Source organism: Stenotrophomonas lacuserhaii (assembly GCF_014836545.1).
Classification (GTDB): Bacteria; Pseudomonadota; Gammaproteobacteria; order Xanthomonadales; family Xanthomonadaceae; genus Stenotrophomonas; species Stenotrophomonas lacuserhaii.
Genome location: NZ_JACSQS010000018.1, coordinates 67,170 through 81,699, shown reverse-complemented (window position 1 = coordinate 81,699; position 14,530 = coordinate 67,170). Strand labels below are relative to the sequence as shown.

Genomic DNA, 14,530 nt, shown 5'->3' with positions numbered 1-14,530 from the left:
CCCCCCCCCCCCCCCCCCCCCCCCCCCCCCCCCCCCTGACTCTGACCCCAGTCAGCCTGCCTGCTTGCGCACGATCGCCATCGCGATTTCCAGCGACTGCTCGTAGTTCAGTCGCGGATCCACGCTGGATCGATACGCTCGTTCCAGGTCGCGCTCGGTGAGCTCGCGTGCGCCGCCGGTGCACTCGGTGACATCCTCACCGGTCATCTCCAGGTGCACGCCACCCAGTCGCGTGCCCGCTGCGGCATGCAGGTCGAAGGACAGCTCCACCTCACCGCGGATGTTGTCGAAGCGACGCGTCTTGTAGCCGTTGCCGGTGCTTTCGGTGTTGCCATGCATCGCATCGCAGACCCACAGCACGCGACGCCCGTCGCGCTTCACCGCATCCAGCAGCGGTGGAAGCTTATCGGCGATCTGCGCCGCGCCCATGCGGTGGATGAAGCTCAGGCGGCCCGGCTCGTCGTCCGGGTTCAGCACGTCGATCAGGCGCAGCAACTGGTCCGGCTGCACCGACGGCCCGACCTTGATCGCGATCGGGTTGCGCACGCCACGCAGGTATTCCACGTGGGCGCCATCCAGCGCCGCTGTGCGCATGCCGATCCACGGGTAGTGCGTGCTCAGGTTCAGCCAGCCCTGCTGGCGCGGCACCTGGCGGGTCAGGCCCTGCTCGTAGGGCAGCAGCAGCGCTTCATGCGAGGTGTAGAAGTCGACGCGCTTGAGGTTGTGCACGCGCGAGCCGGAAATGGTTTCCATGAAGCCGATCGAGTCTTCGATCGAGGTCACCATCTTCTGGTACTCCACGGCCAACGGCGAATGCCGCACCCACTCCAGGTTCCAGTATTCCGGATGGTGCAGGTCGGCGAAGCCGCCGTCGATGAGCGCGCGCACGAAGTTCATCGTCATCGCCGAATGGGCATGCGCCTGCAGCATCCGCTTCGGATCAGGCAGGCGTGCCGCTTCGGTGAAGGCTGGCGCGTTGATCACATCGCCGCGGTAGCTCGGCAAGGTCACCCCGTCGCGCGTTTCGGTATCGGCAGAACGCGGCTTGGCGTACTGGCCGGCGAAGCGCCCGACCCGGATCACCGGCTTGCGCAGGCCGTGCACCAGCACCAGGCTCATCTGCAGCAGCACCTTCAGCCGGTTGGAGATCATGCCCGACTCGCAGTCGCTGAAGTTCTCCGCGCAGTCACCGCCCTGCAGCAGGAAACGGCGCCCTTCCTGGGCGTCGGCCAGCTGCTGCTTCAGTGCGACGATCTCCCACGAGGTCACCAGCGGCGGCAGCCGCTTCAGCTCATGCAGTGCGGCATCCAGCGCCACCGGATCCGGGTAGGTGGGCATCTGCAGCGCGGTCTTGCCGCGCCAGCTGTCCGGTGACCAGTCGACGGTGGGCAGGGAATCAACGGACGACATGGCGAACTCCAGAACGTTCAGGGTAGCGCCGAGCCATGCTCGGCGGAACAACTACAGCAGACACGATCAGCGCGTGCGGCGAAACGATACCAGCAACGCCCAGGCCGCCAGCAGAGCGAACCACGCCAGCGACCACATCGGCATCGTCAGGCCCAGGAAGGTCCAGTCGATGTTGCCGCAGTTGCCGGTGCCGGTAAGCACCGTGCGGAACACTTCGAAGGGCCCCATGGTTTCGCTGAGGAAGGCCAGCGGCGGGCCGCAGGTGGCGCCGAACTCCGGCGGGATCATCTGCACGTACACGTGGCGTGCCGCGATGCCGATCCCCACGCCGGCCGCAATGAAGGCCAGTACCCCATAGGTGACCCGGCCGGGGCGGTTGGACGGCCCGTGCAACGCACCGATCAGGAACAGCAGGCCCAGCGCGGCGAAGGCGATGCGCTGGAAAATGCACAACGGGCACGGCTCCAGTCCCATCTGCAACTGCAGGAAGATGGCGTAGCCGAGCAGACCCGCACAGATCAGGAAACCCAGCAGGAACTGGGCGCGGAACGGCCAACGGAACGGATTCATAGGGCGACTCTAGCCAGGCAGGTGCCAAGGGTAACCGACCGGCGCCGCCGTTCGAACCGCCGCGCGCTGCGCCGGTCGGAATATCGCCGCCTGCCAACGCAAAAGCCCGGCGCGAGGCCGGGCTTCTGACGGTGAATCAGGAAAACGGTCCGATTACTCGGCCACTTCCTCGGCAACGGCAGCCGGACGGTCGACCAGCTCGACGTAGGCCATCGGCGCATTGTCGCCGGCGCGGAAACCGCACTTCAGCAGACGCAGGTAGCCACCCGGACGCGACGCGTAACGCGGGCCGAGGATGGTGAACAGGTTGCCGACGGCTTCGTTGTCACGCAGGCGGGCGAAGGCCAGACGACGGTTGGCGACGGAGTCGACCTTGGCCAGGGTGATCAGCGGCTCGGCGACGCGGCGCAGTTCCTTGGCCTTCGGCAGGGTGGTCTTGATCAGCTCGTGCTTGAACAGCGAGGCAGCCATGTTCTTGAACATCGCTTCGCGGTGGGCGCTGGTGCGGCTGAACTTACGGCCGGATTTCTGGTGACGCATGGTGGTGATTCCTTTGCAAGATTGAGGCTTTGGGGATCGTTGTCGCCGTCATGGCGCTGAATTCGGACTGCGGATGGTCCTGGCCGCCCGTCCTGGTCGGCCTGTCCGCGGACGTTTCGTCCGTCGGTTTGTGCGAAGGCCCCACCGTCGCCGGTGGAGCCTTTCGCGGTACTGCAGAAGCAGGTATCAGCCCAGCATGCCGTGGCTGGCGACACCGGCCGGCGGCCAGTTCTCCAGCTTCATGCCGAGTGACAGGCCACGCTGGGCCAGCACTTCCTTGATTTCGGTGAGCGACTTCTTGCCCAGGTTCGGGGTCTTCAGCAGCTCCACTTCGGTCTTCTGGATCAGATCGCCGATGTAATAGATGCTTTCCGCCTTCAGGCAGTTGGCCGAACGCACGGTCAGCTCCAGGTCGTCGATCGGGCGCAGCAGCACCGGATCCACGCCGTTGTTGGCCGGCTTGGCTGCACCGCGGTCGCGGTGGGTGAAGTCACCGAACACCGACAGCTGGTCGCTGAGGATGTCGGCGGCGGTGCGCACGGCTTCTTCGGCGTCGATGGTGCCGTTGGTCTCGATATCGATGACCAGCTTGTCCAGGTCGGTACGCTGTTCGACACGTGCCGCTTCCACGGCATAGGCGACACGGCGGACCGGCGAGAACGAGGCATCCAGGACCAGGCGGCCGATGGCACGGGTTTCTTCGTCCGGACGACGACGCGCGGCAGCCGGCTGGTAGCCGAAACCACGTTCGATCTTCAGACGCATGTTGACTGCCGTATCCTTGGTCAGGTTGCAGATCACGTGGTCGCCGTTGAGGACCTCCACGTTGTGATCGACCTTGATGTCGGCAGCGGTAACCACGCCCGGACCCTGCTTGGACAGGGACAGGGTGGCGCTGTCGCCGGTATGCATACGGATGGCCACGTCCTTCAGGTTGAGCAGGACTTCAAGCACGTCCTCCTGCAGACCTTCGACCGTGGTGTACTCATGCAACACGCCGTCGATTTCGACTTCCGTGATCGCGAAGCCCGGGATGGACGACAGCAGGACGCGACGCAGGGCATTGCCCAGCGTGTGCCCATAACCACGCTCCAAGGGTTCGATAACGACCTTGGCGCGTGTGTCGGTAAGGCGTTCGATCTGCGGGCCACGAGGACGCAGAACCTGGTTGGCGGTAACCGTCATGTTGCGGGTTCTCCTAGTGAACCCCCGGCCGTCGCCGGGGGCTCTCCAATGTGAATTACTTCGAATACAGCTCGACGATCAGCGCTTCATTGATGTCTGCAGGCAGGTCCGAACGATCCGGAACCGCCTTGAAGACGCCGGCGAACTTGCCGGAATCCACTTCAATCCACGACGGACGCATGTCGTGCGTGGCCGAAACGGTCAGGGCTTCCTGAACGCGCAGCTGCTTGGCAGCCTTTTCGGACAGTGCAACCGCGTCGCCGGCCTTGATCTGGTACGAAGCCAGGTTGACCGACTTGCCGTTGACGGTGACGCCGCGGTGCGAGACCAGCTGACGCGCAGCCGGACGGGTCACAGCGAAGCCCATGCGATAGACGACGTTGTCCAGACGGGTTTCCAGCAGCTGCAGCAGGTTCTCGCCGGTGTTGCCCTTCTTGGTCGAGGCCTTCTTGTAGTAGTTGCGGAACTGACGCTCCAGCAGGCCGTAGATACGCTTGACCTTCTGCTTTTCACGCAGCTGGGTGGCGTAGTCGGACAGCTTGCCCTTGCGGGCAGTGGCGCCGTGCTGGCCGGGCTTCTGCTCCAGCTTGCACTTGGAGTCCAGCGCACGCGCCGGGCTCTTGAGGGAAAGGTCGGCGCCTTCGCGGCGGGCGAGCTTACAGGTAGGACCGATATAACGAGCCATTTCTTATCGCTCCCTTAGACGCGACGCTTCTTCGGCGGACGGCACCCGTTGTGCGGGATTGGCGTCACGTCGATGATGTTGGTGATCTTGTAACCGACGTTGTTCAGCGAACGAACGGCGGACTCGCGACCCGGACCCGGGCCCTTGATGCGGACTTCCAGCGACTTCACGCCGTAGTCGAGCGCAGCACGGCCGGCCTTTTCGGCGGCAACCTGGGCAGCGAACGGGGTCGACTTGCGCGAACCGCGGAAGCCGGCGCCACCGGAGGTCGCCCACGACAGGGCATTACCCTGGCGGTCGGTGATGGTCACGATGGTGTTGTTGAAAGAAGCGTGGACGTGGGCAACGCCATCAGTGATGACGCGCTTGATCTTCTTCTTGGTCTTAGCAGCGGGCTTAGCCATTTATGTGTCCCTTACTTCCTGATCGCCTTGCGCGGACCCTTGCGGGTGCGGGCGTTGGTACGGGTACGCTGGCCACGCAGCGGGAGACCGCGACGATGACGCAGACCGCGGTAGCAGCCCAGGTCCATCAGGCGCTTGATCGCGATGCCGATTTCACGGCGCAGATCACCTTCAACGATGTACTTGCCGACTTCCGAACGCAGACGCTCGATTTCCGGCTCCGACAGATCGCGGATCTTGGTGGTCGAAGCAACGCCTGCGACTTCGCAGACCTTCTTCGAACGGGTACGGCCGATGCCGTAAATGCTTTGCAACCCGACCCAGACATGCTTCTGGGCTGGCAGGTTGACGCCTGCAATACGCGCCATGACGCGGTTCTCCAGCTGAGTGATGGCCGACAGCGCACCATGAAGGCGCGCAAATCCGGCAGGATGGATCAAAAATGTTAACCAACAAACGAACAGGTTCCGGTTTACTGGAAAGTCCGTGAAACCACGAAGGCTTCATGAACCTTGGCCCGGGGAGTGTGCCCAGGCTCCGGCGCCGGATCAGGTTGGTCGCGACGGCAATCCCGGGGGATTGCTGCCGTGGCCGCCCGCGCTACTCCTGCGCAGGACCACCAGATCTCACCCCCACCCGGAACCGCTGCGGGGGCCGCCCTTCTTTGGATAGCCGGGTCCGCGAAGCGGAGGACCATCACATCAGGAAGACGATAGTGTAACAGGGAGATCAGCCGCGCGCAAAACCGCCGCGGTTGCCGCCCTTCAGGTTTGCCTTCTTCAGCAGGCTCTCGTACTGGTGCGACATCAGGTGCGCCTGCACCTGGGCGATGAAGTCCATCACCACCACCACCACGATAAGCAGCGAGGTGCCGCCGAAGTAGAACGAAGCATTCAGCTGCGTGCGCATCAGTTCCGGCAGCAGGCAGACGATCACCAGGTAGGCCGAACCGGCTGCGGTCAGGCGGGTCAGCACGCCGTCGATGTAATCAGCGGTGGCCTTGCCCGGACGGATGCCCGGGATCAGCGCGCCCGACTTCTTCAGGTTATCGGCGGTTTCCTGCGAGTTGAACACCAGCGCGGTATAGAAGAACGCGAAACCGGTGATCAGGCCAGCGAACACGATCATGTGCAGCGGCTCGCCCGGGCCCAGGGCATTGGCGATCTTCTGCAGCCACTGGCCGGTGGTGCTCTGGTTGGCGGCCTGGCCGGACCACATCGCCAGCGTCGCCGGGAAGGCCAGCAGGCTGGAGGCGAAGATCGCGGGGATCACGCCGGCCATGTTGAGCTTCAGCGGCAGGAACGAGGTCTGGTTCATGTACGCGTTGCGGCCACCCTGGCGACGTGCGTAGTTCACCGTGATGCGGCGCTGGCCGCGTTCGACGAACACCACGAAGAAGGTGAAGGCCAGCACCACCAGCGCGATCAGCAGCAGCTGGATGAACTGGATGTTGCCGTCACGGTAGGCGTCGAAGGTGTGGATGATCGCGCCCGGCAGACCGGCGACGATGCCGGCGAAGATGATCAGCGACACACCGTTGCCGATACCGCGCTCGGTGACCTGCTCGCCGACCCACATCAGGAAGATCGTACCGGCGGTCAGCGCGATGATGGCCGTGAGCACGAAGCCCATGCCCGGCGCATACACCACGGCCGCGCCACCGGGCGAGACCTGGTTCTGCAGAGCCAGGGCGATGCTGCCGCCCTGCACCACCGCCAGCAACACGGCGCCGATGCGGGAATACTGGGTGATCTTGCGGCGTCCGGATTCACCTTCCTTCTGCAGCGCCTTCAGCGCCGGGAAGATGTGGACCGCCAGCTGCATCACGATCGATGCCGAAATGTACGGCATGACGTTCAGCGCGAAGATCGAAAAACGGTGCAGGGCGCCGCCCGAGAACATGTTGAACATGTCCACGATGCCGCCGCCCTGCTGTTCCATCATGGCAAGCATGGCATCGGGGTTGACGCCCGGGACCGGCACATAACAGCCGATCCGATAGACGATCAAAGCCCCGACCACGAACAGCAGACGTTGGCGAAGTTCAGTGAACTTGCCCATTCCACCCGCGAGGTTACCGATGCCAGCTTGCGCCATGATGCTATTACTCCGTTACGCTGCCGCCGGCAGCTTCGATCGCAGCCTTGGCACCAGCCGTGGCAACGATGCCCTTCAGGGTGTACGCCTTGGTCAGTTCGCCCTTGACGACGATCTTGGCCCGCTTGGCAATGCTCGGGACCAGCTTGGCTTCACGCAGGATGGCGAAGGTGATTTCGCCGGCCGGCAGCTTGTCCAGCTGGTACAGCAGCACTTCAGCGGTGTCCTTGGCGATCGGCGAATTGAAGCCGATCTTCGGCAGACGACGCTGCATGGGGGTCTGGCCGCCTTCGAAGCCGGCCTTGATCTTGCCGCCACCCTTGCGGGCGAACGAACCCTTGTGGCCGCGGCCGCAGGTCTTGCCCAGGCCGGAGCCGATGCCACGACCGACGCGGGTGCGTGCGGTACGGGCGCCCGGTGCCGGGCTCAGGTCATTCAGATGCATGGTCATTGGATTATTCCTCAACCTTGACGAGGTAGTGAACCTTGTTGATCAGGCCGCGAACCTGCGGGCTGTCCTTCAGTTCACGCACATCGTTGAGCTTGCTCAGGCCCAGGGCGCGGACCGACAGGCGGTGCAGCGACTGGGAACCACGAAGGCCGCGCACCAGGCGCACCTTGACGGTCTTGCCGGTTTCATTAGCCATGGTTCAGATCCTCTACCTTCTTGCCGCGCTTGGCCGCGATGCGGGCCGGCGACTGCGTGGCAGCCAGGCCCTTCACGGTGGCACGCACCAGGTTGATCGGGTTGCGCGAACCGGTGGCCTTGGCCAGCACGTTCTTCACGCCGACTGCTTCCAGGACGGCACGCATGGCGCCGCCGGCGATCACGCCGGTACCTTCCGAGGCCGGCTGCATGAACACACGGGCTGCGCCGTGACCGTCCTTGACCGTGTGCCACAGGGTGCCGTTGTTCAGATCGACGGTGACCTGGTTCTTGCGAGCCTGTTCCATCGACTTCTGGATGGCGACCGGCACTTCGCGCGCCTTGCCATAACCGAAACCGACCTTGCCTTCGCCATCGCCGACCACGGTCAGTGCGGTGAAGGTGAACTGGCGACCGCCCTTGACGGTCTTGCTGACGCGGTTGACCGCGACCAGCTTCTCGATCATGCCGTCGTCGACTTTCTCTTCGCGGTTACGGTCGCGATCGCGACCCCGCTGCTGACGTTCTTCTGCCATTTCTATTCCTTGGTTGATTGGGTATGTACGGCTCAGGGCCGCTTATGGTTGTGAAGTGGTGCGTTGTTCCGTCATGTCGTTGCAGAAGAACGACAGCGTCCGGCCACCCTCTGGCCGGCGAGCAGGCGGAAAGGAGCCCGGAGGCTCCTTTCCTTATCCCTTAGAACTGCAGGCCGGCTTCGCGGGCAGCGTCAGCCAGGGCCTTGATGCGGCCGTGGTAACGGTAACCCGAACGATCGAAGGCAACCTTCTCGATGCCAGCGGCCTTGGCGCGCTCGGCAACGATGCGACCCACCTTGGCGGCGGCTTCGGCGTTCTTGCCGCTCTTCAGGCCATCCTTGACGTCGGCCTGGGTGGTGTTGGCGGCAGCCAGCACCTTCGAGCCGTCGGCAGTGAAGACCTGCGCGTACAGGTGCTGACCGGTGCGCAGCACCGACAGACGGGCGACGCCGAGCACACGGATGTGGGCGCGGGTCGACTTGGCACGACGCAGACGGGCGATGTTCTTGTTCATGATTATTTGTCCTGGAAAGCTGAAGGTCAGGCTTCTCCCCGAGGAGTCCGCACACGGAGGTGCGGGCTCTTGCGAGGGACTCGCGCTTACGCCTTCTTGGCTTCCTTGCGAATGATGACTTCGTCGGAGTACTTCACGCCCTTGCCCTTGTACGGTTCCGGCTTGCGGAACGCACGGATCTTGGCGGCGACTTCACCGACGACCTGCTTGTCCGCGCCCTGGACCAGGATCTCGGTCTGGGTCGGGGTGGTGATGGTGATGCCTTCCGGCGCCACGTACAGCACCGGGTGCGAGAAACCGAGCGCCAGGCTCAGGTCCTTGCCCTGCATCGACGCACGGTAACCGACGCCGACCAGCTCCAGCTTGCGCTCGAAGCCTTCGGTGACGCCCTTGACCATGTTGGCCAGGATCGCGCGGACGGTACCGGTCAGCGGCACGAGGGCTGCGTCTTCGGTGCTCAGGGTGGCAACGCCGTTCTCGACATTGATTGCGATACCAGCCGGCTTGGCCAGCGACAGGGTGCCCTTCGGGCCCTTGGCGGTGACGTTGTCGTTCTGGACGTTCAGTTCGACCTTACCCAGGTCGATCGGCTTCTTGGCTACACGGGACATGTCTTACTCCTTTCGCCTTAGGCCACGAAGCACAGGACTTCGCCGCCGACGCCCAACTGGCGCGCCTGCGCATCAGTCATGATGCCCTTGGAGGTGGAAATGATGGAGATGCCCAGGCCGTTCATGACCTTCGGCAGTTCGCTCTTGCCACGGTACTGGCGCAGGCCCGAACGCGAGAAGCGCTTCAGGGTCGCGATGACCGGCTTGCCTTCGAAATACTTCAGCACGATTTCCAGCTCGGACTTGTTGTTCTCGAGCGCGGTAACGCGCAGGTCGGTGATGTAACCCTCGTCCTTCAGGACCTGGGCGATCGCAACCTTGATCTTGGACGACGGGGCTTTCACCGTCTGCTTGCCAACCGCTGCCGCATTCTTGATGCGGACCAGCAGGTCGGCGATGGGATCAGTCATGCTCATTATGAGTACCTTTGAGTGCACCGATATCCGCTTTCGCGAATTCTGTTTTTTGTTCCTGGAATGGGCCAGAACCCTGTTACTCCCCCACGACAGGCGCAGAGCGAGACGCGGGAGTATACGCCAAAAGAGCCCGACTTGCGTCGGGCTCCCTGGTTTTTTCTGGAGGGCAGCTGAACTTGCCTCCCCTGGATCCGCCCTGCCCTGTTCAGGCAAGGCGGTCAGCTGTTACCAGCTGGCCTTGCGCAGGCCCGGGACGTCACCACGCATGGTGGCTTCGCGGAGCTTGTTGCGGCCCAGGCCGAACTTGCTGTACACGCCACGCGGGCGGCCAGACAGTTCGCAACGGTTGCGGTGGCGGCTCGGCGACGAATCGCGCGGCAGCTTCGACAACTTGGTGGAGGCTTCGATCTTCTCTTCGTAAGACGCGTCCGGGGAGGACACGATCTTCTTCAGGGCAGCGCGCTTGTCAGCGAACTTCTCAGCCAGCTTCTTCCGCTTGATGTCGCGGTTGACCATGGAGGTCTTTGCCATTTCGGTTATTCCTCGACGTATCAGTTACGGAACGGGAACTTGAACGCTGCCAGCAGCGCCTTCGCTTCCGCATCGGTCTTCGCCGTGGTGGTGATGGCGATATCCATGCCGCGGATCGCGTCGACAGCGTCGAAGTCGATTTCCGGGAAGATGATCTGTTCCTTCACACCCATGTTGAAGTTGCCGCGACCGTCAAAGGAACGACCGGAAACACCACGGAAGTCGCGCACGCGCGGCAGCGAGATGTTGATCAGGCGGTCCATGAACTCGTACATCTTTTCACGGCGCAGCGTGGTCTTGCAGCCGATCGGCCAACCATCGCGGATCTTGAACGACGCAACCGACACACGCGACTTGGTGACAACCGGCTTCTGGCCGGAAATCTTGGTCATGTCGCCGACGGCGTTTTCCAGGATCTTCTTGTTGGTCGCTGCTTCACCGACACCCATGTTCAGGGTGACTTTGACCAGCTTCGGCACTTCCATCGGATTCTTGTAGCCGAACTGCTTCATCAGCGCCGGGACTACTTCTTCCTTGTAAAACTTTTCGAGACGGGTATTCATCAGCGCATCCTCAGGCGTCGAGCGCCTCACCGCTGGAGCGGAACACACGCAGTTTGCGTCCATCCTCCAGCACCTTGAAGCCAACGCGCTCGCCCTTGCCCGTTGCCGGGTTGACGACGCTTACGTTGGAGATATGGATCGACGCTTCACGCTCGACCACGCCGCCGGCAACGCCTGCCTGCGGATTCGGCTTGGTGTGGCGCTTGACGATGTTCACGTTGGCGACGACCACACGGTCGCCGTCGACGCGGACGATTTCGCCCTGCTTGCCCTTGTCCTTGCCAGCGGTGACGACAACCTGGTCGCCCTTCTTGATACGGTTAGCCATGATTATCTCCTGTCGCTCACAGCACTTCGGGAGCGAGCGAGACGATCTTCATGAACTTCTCGGAACGAAGTTCACGCGTCACCGGTCCGAAGATACGGGTGCCGATCGGCTCCTGCTTGTTGTTCAGCAGGACAGCTGCGTTGCCGTCGAAGCGGATCAGCGAACCGTCCGGACGACGAACACCCTTGCGGGTACGGACAACAACGGCGTCGTAGACTTCGCCCTTCTTGACCTTGCCGCGCGGAATCGCATCCTTCACGGTGACCTTGATGATGTCACCGATGTGGGCATAACGGCGCTTGGAACCGCCAAGCACCTTGATGCACATCAGTTCCTTGGCACCGGAGTTGTCCGCGGCGTCAAGGTAGCTCTGCATCTGGATCATGAGTCAGATCTCCTTATTCAGCCGCACGCGTGATGACTTCCACCACGCGCCAGTTCTTGGTCTTGGACATCGGAGCAATCTCGGTCACGCGGACGACATCGCCTTCGTTGCAGGCGTTGTCGGCATCGTGGGCGTGCAGCTTGGTCGAGCGCTTGATGTACTTGCCGTACAGCGGGTGCTTGACCTGGCGTTCCACCAGGATGGTGACCGTCTTGTCCATCTTGTTGCTGACGACACGGCCTTCGACCGTGCGCAGCGCTTTGTTTTCAGTATTGTCGCTCATAGCGGCCATCCTTACTTGGTGCTGCCGAGCAGGGTCTTGGTGCGAGCAATCTCGCGCCGGACCCGGCGGATATCGTGAGTCTTCGGCAGCTGGCCGGTGACCTGCTGCATACGGACAGAGAACTGTTCCTTACGCAGGTCGATCAGGTGGGCCTTCAGTTCGTCAGCCGACTTTTCACGGAGTTGTTTGAGGTCCATCAGCGCACCGTCCGGGTTACGAAAGTGGTGGTGACCGAAAGCTTGGCGGCGGCCAGGCGGAACGCCTCGCGTGCCACGTCTTCGGTTACACCCTCGATTTCATAGATCATGCGGCCGGGCTGGATCTGGGCCACCCAGTATTCCACGTTGCCCTTACCCGAACCCATTCGAACTTCGATGGGCTTCTTGGTGATGGGCTTGTCGGGGAACACACGGATCCACATCTTGCCACCGCGCTTGACGTAGCGGCTGATCGAGCGGCGGGCCGCTTCGATCTGACGCGCGGTCAGCTGACCGTGGGCGGTTGCCTTCAGGCCGTACTCGCCGAAGCTGACAGCGTTGGCGCTCCAGCTCAGGCCGTCGTTACGACCCTTATGTACCTTGCGGTATTTGGTTCGCTTGGGTTGCAACATTGTCGTTACCTCGCTTCACGAGCCGGGCGCTGACGGTCACCGCGGTCGCCGCGATCGTTACGATCGTTGCGCGGGGAATCGTCCTGCTTTTCCTGGCCAACCTGGGAGAAATCAAAGACCTCGCCCTTGTAGATCCAGACCTTGATGCCGATGATGCCGTAGGTCGTCTTGGCTTCAGCGAAGCCATAGTCGATGTCGGCACGCAGCGTGTGCAGCGGCACGCGGCCTTCGCGGTACCACTCCGAACGGGCGATTTCAGCACCGTTCAAGCGGCCACCGACGTTGACCTTGATGCCCAGGGCACCGAGGCGCATCGCGTTGCCGACCGAGCGCTTCATTGCACGGCGGAACATGATGCGACGCTCAAGCTGCTGCGCGATGGACTCGGCAACCAGCTGGGCGTCCAGCTCGGGCTTGCGCACTTCGGTGACGTTGATGTGCGCCGGGACGCCCATCATTTCGCTCACTTCCTTGCGCAGCTTCTCGATGTCCTCACCGCGCTTGCCGATCACCACGCCCGGACGGGCGGTGTGGATCGTCACGCGAGCGGTCTTTGCCGGACGCTCGATCAGGATCTTGCTGATGCCGGCCTGCGCAAGCTTCTTGCGCAGCATTTCCCGCACCTTCAGGTCGGCCGCCAGGTAACCAGCGAACTCGGCCTTGTTGGCGTACCACTTGGAGTTCCAATCCTTGGAAATACCGAGGCGGATACCAATCGGATGAACTTTATGACCCATGGTCTTTTCCTTTCCGCTTACTTGCCGGCGCCCACAACCACAGTGATGTGGCTGGTGCGCTTGAGGATGCGGGTACCGCGGCCTTTCGCCCGCGCCATGAAACGCTTCAGGGTCGGACCTTCATCTACCATGATGGTCTGGACCTTCAGCTCGTCGACGTCAGCGCCCTGGTTGTTCTCGGCATTTGCAATAGCCGACTCCACCACCTTCTTGATCAGGTGGGCAGCCTTCTTGTCCGAGAACTTCAGCAGGTTGACCGCACGCTCGGCAGGCAGGCCGCGCACCTGGTCAGCGACCAGGCGTGCTTTCTGCGCAGAGATGCGTGCGGAGCGCAAAATGGCTTTCGCTTCCATTGTCATCTCTCCTTACTTGCCGGACTTCTTGTCACCACCGTGACCCTTGAAGGTCCGGGTGATGGCAAATTCGCCGAGCTTGTGGCCGACCATGTTCTCGTTGATGAGAACCGGGATGTGGTTCTTGCCGTTATGCACGGCAATGGTGACGCCTACCATGTCAGGCAGGATCATCGAACGACGCGACCAGGTCTTGATCGGACGCTTGCTACCCGCAGCGGCAGCCACCTTAGCAACCAGGTGGTGATCGACAAACGGGCCTTTCTTGAGTGAACGTGCCATGGTCGATTAGCCCCTACGATCGCGGACGATGAACTGCTGAGTGCGCTTGTTGTGGCGCGTCTTGTAACCCTTGGTCGGGACACCCCACGGGGTGACCGGATGCGGATTACCCTGGCCGGCCTTCGCCTCACCACCGCCGTGCGGATGGTCAACCGGGTTCATGGCAGCACCACGAACGGTCGGGCGGACACCGCGCCAGCGCTTGGCGCCAGCCTTGCCCAGCTTTTCCAGGTTGTGCTCGTCGTTACCGACTTCACCGATGGTGGCGCGGCACTCGACCGGCACCTTGCGCATTTCACCCGAGCGCAGGCGCAGGGTGGCGTAGATGCCTTCACGAGCAACGAGCTGCACGGCGGCGCCGGCGGCACGAGCGATCTGTGCACCCTTGCCCGGCTTCAGTTCGATGCCGTGGATGGTGGTACCGACCGGGATGTTGCGCAGCGGCAGCGTGTTGCCTGCCTTGATCGGCGCATCGGAGCCCGCGATCACCTGGTCACCGGCCTTCAGGCCCTTCGGTGCGATGATGTAGCGACGCTCACCGTCGACGTAGCACAGCAGGGCGATATGGGCGGTGCGGTTCGGATCGTATTCAATCCGTTCCACGCGCGCCGGAATGCCTTCCTTGTTGCGCTTGAAATCGATGACGCGGTAATGCTGCTTGTGACCACCACCAACGTGACGCGTGGTGATGCGACCGTGGTGGTTACGACCACCGGACTTGCTCTGCGGCTCCAGCAACGCTGCGTGCGGTGCGCCCTTGTGCAGATCGGGCGTAACCACGCGCACGGCCGAACGGCGGCCGGGGGAAGTGGGCTTGAATTTCATCAATGGCATGGGATGGACC

At 62.7% G+C, this 14,530-nt stretch carries 25 protein-coding genes; all 25 read right to left on the bottom strand.

Features of this window, described 5'->3' with window-relative positions; all coding sequences use genetic code 11:
* Window positions 1–51: 51 nt before the first annotated feature.
* A complete protein-coding gene (locus H9654_RS15095) occupies window positions 52–1,410 on the bottom strand; it encodes a class II 3-deoxy-7-phosphoheptulonate synthase (protein ID WP_182657517.1) in 1,359 nt (452 codons plus the stop codon).
* A 66-nt stretch (window positions 1,411–1,476) separates the two neighbouring features.
* Window positions 1,477–1,980 (bottom strand): disulfide bond formation protein B, encoded by a 504-nt coding sequence (locus H9654_RS15090; RefSeq protein WP_042614207.1) that lies wholly within the window; start codon window positions 1,978–1,980, stop codon window positions 1,477–1,479.
* 153 nt (window positions 1,981–2,133) lie between these two features.
* A complete protein-coding gene (gene rplQ, locus H9654_RS15085) occupies window positions 2,134–2,520 on the bottom strand; it encodes a 50S ribosomal protein L17 (RefSeq protein WP_042614208.1) in 387 nt (128 codons plus the stop codon).
* 186 nt (window positions 2,521–2,706) lie between these two features.
* Complete coding sequence (locus tag H9654_RS15080; protein WP_042614209.1) at window positions 2,707–3,705, bottom strand: DNA-directed RNA polymerase subunit alpha; 999 nt, start codon at window positions 3,703–3,705, stop codon at window positions 2,707–2,709.
* 55 nt (window positions 3,706–3,760) lie between these two features.
* Window positions 3,761–4,390 carry a 30S ribosomal protein S4 gene (gene rpsD, locus H9654_RS15075; RefSeq protein ID WP_042614210.1) on the bottom strand — a complete coding sequence of 210 codons (630 nt, stop codon included), beginning with the start codon at window positions 4,388–4,390 and terminating at the stop codon, window positions 3,761–3,763.
* 14 nt (window positions 4,391–4,404) lie between these two features.
* The gene (gene rpsK, locus H9654_RS15070; RefSeq protein ID WP_042614211.1) at window positions 4,405–4,794 is read right to left on the bottom strand and encodes a 30S ribosomal protein S11; all 390 of its coding nucleotides are present in this window, start codon (window positions 4,792–4,794) and stop codon (window positions 4,405–4,407) included.
* Between the two features lie 11 nt (window positions 4,795–4,805).
* Window positions 4,806–5,162 (bottom strand): 30S ribosomal protein S13, encoded by a 357-nt coding sequence (gene rpsM, locus H9654_RS15065; protein ID WP_042614233.1) that lies wholly within the window; start codon window positions 5,160–5,162, stop codon window positions 4,806–4,808.
* 361 nt (window positions 5,163–5,523) lie between these two features.
* Entirely contained in the window at window positions 5,524–6,891 is a 1,368-nt protein-coding gene (gene secY / locus H9654_RS15060; RefSeq protein ID WP_042614212.1) for a preprotein translocase subunit SecY, read from the bottom strand.
* A gap of 7 nt (window positions 6,892–6,898) precedes the next feature.
* Window positions 6,899–7,342: a 50S ribosomal protein L15 gene (gene rplO, locus H9654_RS15055; RefSeq protein WP_042614213.1), complete on the bottom strand. Its 444-nt coding sequence runs from the start codon at window positions 7,340–7,342 to the stop codon at window positions 6,899–6,901.
* 4 nt (window positions 7,343–7,346) lie between these two features.
* Window positions 7,347–7,538, bottom strand: coding sequence for a 50S ribosomal protein L30 (gene rpmD / locus H9654_RS15050; RefSeq protein WP_042614214.1), 192 nt, complete (start codon window positions 7,536–7,538; stop codon window positions 7,347–7,349).
* Window positions 7,531–8,073 carry a 30S ribosomal protein S5 gene (gene rpsE / locus H9654_RS15045; RefSeq protein WP_042614215.1) on the bottom strand — a complete coding sequence of 181 codons (543 nt, stop codon included), beginning with the start codon at window positions 8,071–8,073 and terminating at the stop codon, window positions 7,531–7,533. Before rpsE ends, rpmD begins: the two co-directional genes overlap by 8 nt.
* A 160-nt stretch (window positions 8,074–8,233) precedes the next feature.
* Complete coding sequence (gene rplR, locus H9654_RS15040; RefSeq protein ID WP_182657547.1) at window positions 8,234–8,593, bottom strand: 50S ribosomal protein L18; 360 nt, start codon at window positions 8,591–8,593, stop codon at window positions 8,234–8,236.
* Between the two features lie 80 nt (window positions 8,594–8,673).
* On the bottom strand, window positions 8,674–9,198 hold the full coding sequence (gene rplF / locus H9654_RS15035; protein ID WP_191771605.1) for a 50S ribosomal protein L6: 525 nt from the start codon (window positions 9,196–9,198) through the stop codon (window positions 8,674–8,676).
* Window positions 9,199–9,215: 17 nt separating this feature from the next.
* Window positions 9,216–9,614 (bottom strand): 30S ribosomal protein S8, encoded by a 399-nt coding sequence (gene rpsH / locus H9654_RS15030; RefSeq protein WP_004145387.1) that lies wholly within the window; start codon window positions 9,612–9,614, stop codon window positions 9,216–9,218.
* A gap of 225 nt (window positions 9,615–9,839) precedes the next feature.
* Window positions 9,840–10,145: a 30S ribosomal protein S14 gene (gene rpsN, locus H9654_RS15025; RefSeq protein ID WP_042614218.1), complete on the bottom strand. Its 306-nt coding sequence runs from the start codon at window positions 10,143–10,145 to the stop codon at window positions 9,840–9,842.
* 20 nt (window positions 10,146–10,165) lie between these two features.
* Entirely contained in the window at window positions 10,166–10,708 is a 543-nt protein-coding gene (gene rplE, locus H9654_RS15020) for a 50S ribosomal protein L5 (protein WP_042614219.1), read from the bottom strand.
* Between the two features lie 10 nt (window positions 10,709–10,718).
* Window positions 10,719–11,036: a 50S ribosomal protein L24 gene (rplX, locus tag H9654_RS15015; RefSeq protein ID WP_042614220.1), complete on the bottom strand. Its 318-nt coding sequence runs from the start codon at window positions 11,034–11,036 to the stop codon at window positions 10,719–10,721.
* Between the two features lie 16 nt (window positions 11,037–11,052).
* On the bottom strand, window positions 11,053–11,421 hold the full coding sequence (rplN, locus tag H9654_RS15010) for a 50S ribosomal protein L14 (RefSeq protein ID WP_042614221.1): 369 nt from the start codon (window positions 11,419–11,421) through the stop codon (window positions 11,053–11,055).
* Between the two features lie 13 nt (window positions 11,422–11,434).
* Complete coding sequence (gene rpsQ, locus H9654_RS15005) at window positions 11,435–11,704, bottom strand: 30S ribosomal protein S17 (RefSeq protein WP_042614222.1); 270 nt, start codon at window positions 11,702–11,704, stop codon at window positions 11,435–11,437.
* Between the two features lie 11 nt (window positions 11,705–11,715).
* Window positions 11,716–11,901 (bottom strand): 50S ribosomal protein L29, encoded by a 186-nt coding sequence (gene rpmC, locus H9654_RS15000; protein WP_101098576.1) that lies wholly within the window; start codon window positions 11,899–11,901, stop codon window positions 11,716–11,718.
* Entirely contained in the window at window positions 11,901–12,314 is a 414-nt protein-coding gene (rplP, locus tag H9654_RS14995) for a 50S ribosomal protein L16 (protein WP_042614224.1), read from the bottom strand. Before rplP ends, rpmC begins: the two co-directional genes overlap by 1 nt.
* 5 nt (window positions 12,315–12,319) lie before the next feature.
* Window positions 12,320–13,051: a 30S ribosomal protein S3 gene (rpsC, locus tag H9654_RS14990; RefSeq protein WP_042614225.1), complete on the bottom strand. Its 732-nt coding sequence runs from the start codon at window positions 13,049–13,051 to the stop codon at window positions 12,320–12,322.
* Window positions 13,052–13,068: 17 nt separating this feature from the next.
* Window positions 13,069–13,404: a 50S ribosomal protein L22 gene (gene rplV, locus H9654_RS14985; RefSeq protein WP_017355410.1), complete on the bottom strand. Its 336-nt coding sequence runs from the start codon at window positions 13,402–13,404 to the stop codon at window positions 13,069–13,071.
* Window positions 13,405–13,416: 12 nt separating this feature from the next.
* A complete protein-coding gene (rpsS, locus tag H9654_RS14980; RefSeq protein WP_042614226.1) occupies window positions 13,417–13,686 on the bottom strand; it encodes a 30S ribosomal protein S19 in 270 nt (89 codons plus the stop codon).
* 6 nt (window positions 13,687–13,692) lie between these two features.
* The gene (gene rplB, locus H9654_RS14975; RefSeq protein ID WP_042614227.1) at window positions 13,693–14,520 is read right to left on the bottom strand and encodes a 50S ribosomal protein L2; all 828 of its coding nucleotides are present in this window, start codon (window positions 14,518–14,520) and stop codon (window positions 13,693–13,695) included.
* Window positions 14,521–14,530 lie beyond the last annotated feature (10 nt).

What these genes read in the sequence shown, in the direction of transcription:
- H9654_RS15095 (WP_182657517.1), bottom strand. Translation starts at nt 1,410, where the DNA reads ATGTCGTCCGTTGATTCCCTGCCCACCGTCGACTGGTCACCGGACAGC.
- H9654_RS15090 (WP_042614207.1), bottom strand. Translation starts at nt 1,980, where the DNA reads ATGAATCCGTTCCGTTGGCCGTTCCGCGCCCAGTTCCTGCTGGGTTTC.
- rplQ (WP_042614208.1), bottom strand. Translation starts at nt 2,520, where the DNA reads ATGCGTCACCAGAAATCCGGCCGTAAGTTCAGCCGCACCAGCGCCCAC.
- H9654_RS15080 (WP_042614209.1), bottom strand. Translation starts at nt 3,705, where the DNA reads ATGACGGTTACCGCCAACCAGGTTCTGCGTCCTCGTGGCCCGCAGATC.
- rpsD (WP_042614210.1), bottom strand. Translation starts at nt 4,390, where the DNA reads ATGGCTCGTTATATCGGTCCTACCTGTAAGCTCGCCCGCCGCGAAGGC.
- rpsK (WP_042614211.1), bottom strand. Translation starts at nt 4,794, where the DNA reads ATGGCTAAGCCCGCTGCTAAGACCAAGAAGAAGATCAAGCGCGTCATC.
- rpsM (WP_042614233.1), bottom strand. Translation starts at nt 5,162, where the DNA reads ATGGCGCGTATTGCAGGCGTCAACCTGCCAGCCCAGAAGCATGTCTGG.
- secY (WP_042614212.1), bottom strand. Translation starts at nt 6,891, where the DNA reads ATGGCGCAAGCTGGCATCGGTAACCTCGCGGGTGGAATGGGCAAGTTC.
- rplO (WP_042614213.1), bottom strand. Translation starts at nt 7,342, where the DNA reads ATGACCATGCATCTGAATGACCTGAGCCCGGCACCGGGCGCCCGTACC.
- rpmD (WP_042614214.1), bottom strand. Translation starts at nt 7,538, where the DNA reads ATGGCTAATGAAACCGGCAAGACCGTCAAGGTGCGCCTGGTGCGCGGC.
- rpsE (WP_042614215.1), bottom strand. Translation starts at nt 8,073, where the DNA reads ATGGCAGAAGAACGTCAGCAGCGGGGTCGCGATCGCGACCGTAACCGC.
- rplF (WP_191771605.1), bottom strand. Translation starts at nt 9,198, where the DNA reads ATGTCCCGTGTAGCCAAGAAGCCGATCGACCTGGGTAAGGTCGAACTG.
- rpsH (WP_004145387.1), bottom strand. Translation starts at nt 9,614, where the DNA reads ATGAGCATGACTGATCCCATCGCCGACCTGCTGGTCCGCATCAAGAAT.
- rpsN (WP_042614218.1), bottom strand. Translation starts at nt 10,145, where the DNA reads ATGGCAAAGACCTCCATGGTCAACCGCGACATCAAGCGGAAGAAGCTG.
- rplE (WP_042614219.1), bottom strand. Translation starts at nt 10,708, where the DNA reads ATGAATACCCGTCTCGAAAAGTTTTACAAGGAAGAAGTAGTCCCGGCG.
- rplX (WP_042614220.1), bottom strand. Translation starts at nt 11,036, where the DNA reads ATGGCTAACCGTATCAAGAAGGGCGACCAGGTTGTCGTCACCGCTGGC.
- rplN (WP_042614221.1), bottom strand. Translation starts at nt 11,421, where the DNA reads ATGATCCAGATGCAGAGCTACCTTGACGCCGCGGACAACTCCGGTGCC.
- rpsQ (WP_042614222.1), bottom strand. Translation starts at nt 11,704, where the DNA reads ATGAGCGACAATACTGAAAACAAAGCGCTGCGCACGGTCGAAGGCCGT.
- rpmC (WP_101098576.1), bottom strand. Translation starts at nt 11,901, where the DNA reads ATGGACCTCAAACAACTCCGTGAAAAGTCGGCTGACGAACTGAAGGCC.
- rplP (WP_042614224.1), bottom strand. Translation starts at nt 12,314, where the DNA reads ATGTTGCAACCCAAGCGAACCAAATACCGCAAGGTACATAAGGGTCGT.
- rpsC (WP_042614225.1), bottom strand. Translation starts at nt 13,051, where the DNA reads ATGGGTCATAAAGTTCATCCGATTGGTATCCGCCTCGGTATTTCCAAG.
- rplV (WP_017355410.1), bottom strand. Translation starts at nt 13,404, where the DNA reads ATGGAAGCGAAAGCCATTTTGCGCTCCGCACGCATCTCTGCGCAGAAA.
- rpsS (WP_042614226.1), bottom strand. Translation starts at nt 13,686, where the DNA reads ATGGCACGTTCACTCAAGAAAGGCCCGTTTGTCGATCACCACCTGGTT.
- rplB (WP_042614227.1), bottom strand. Translation starts at nt 14,520, where the DNA reads ATGCCATTGATGAAATTCAAGCCCACTTCCCCCGGCCGCCGTTCGGCC.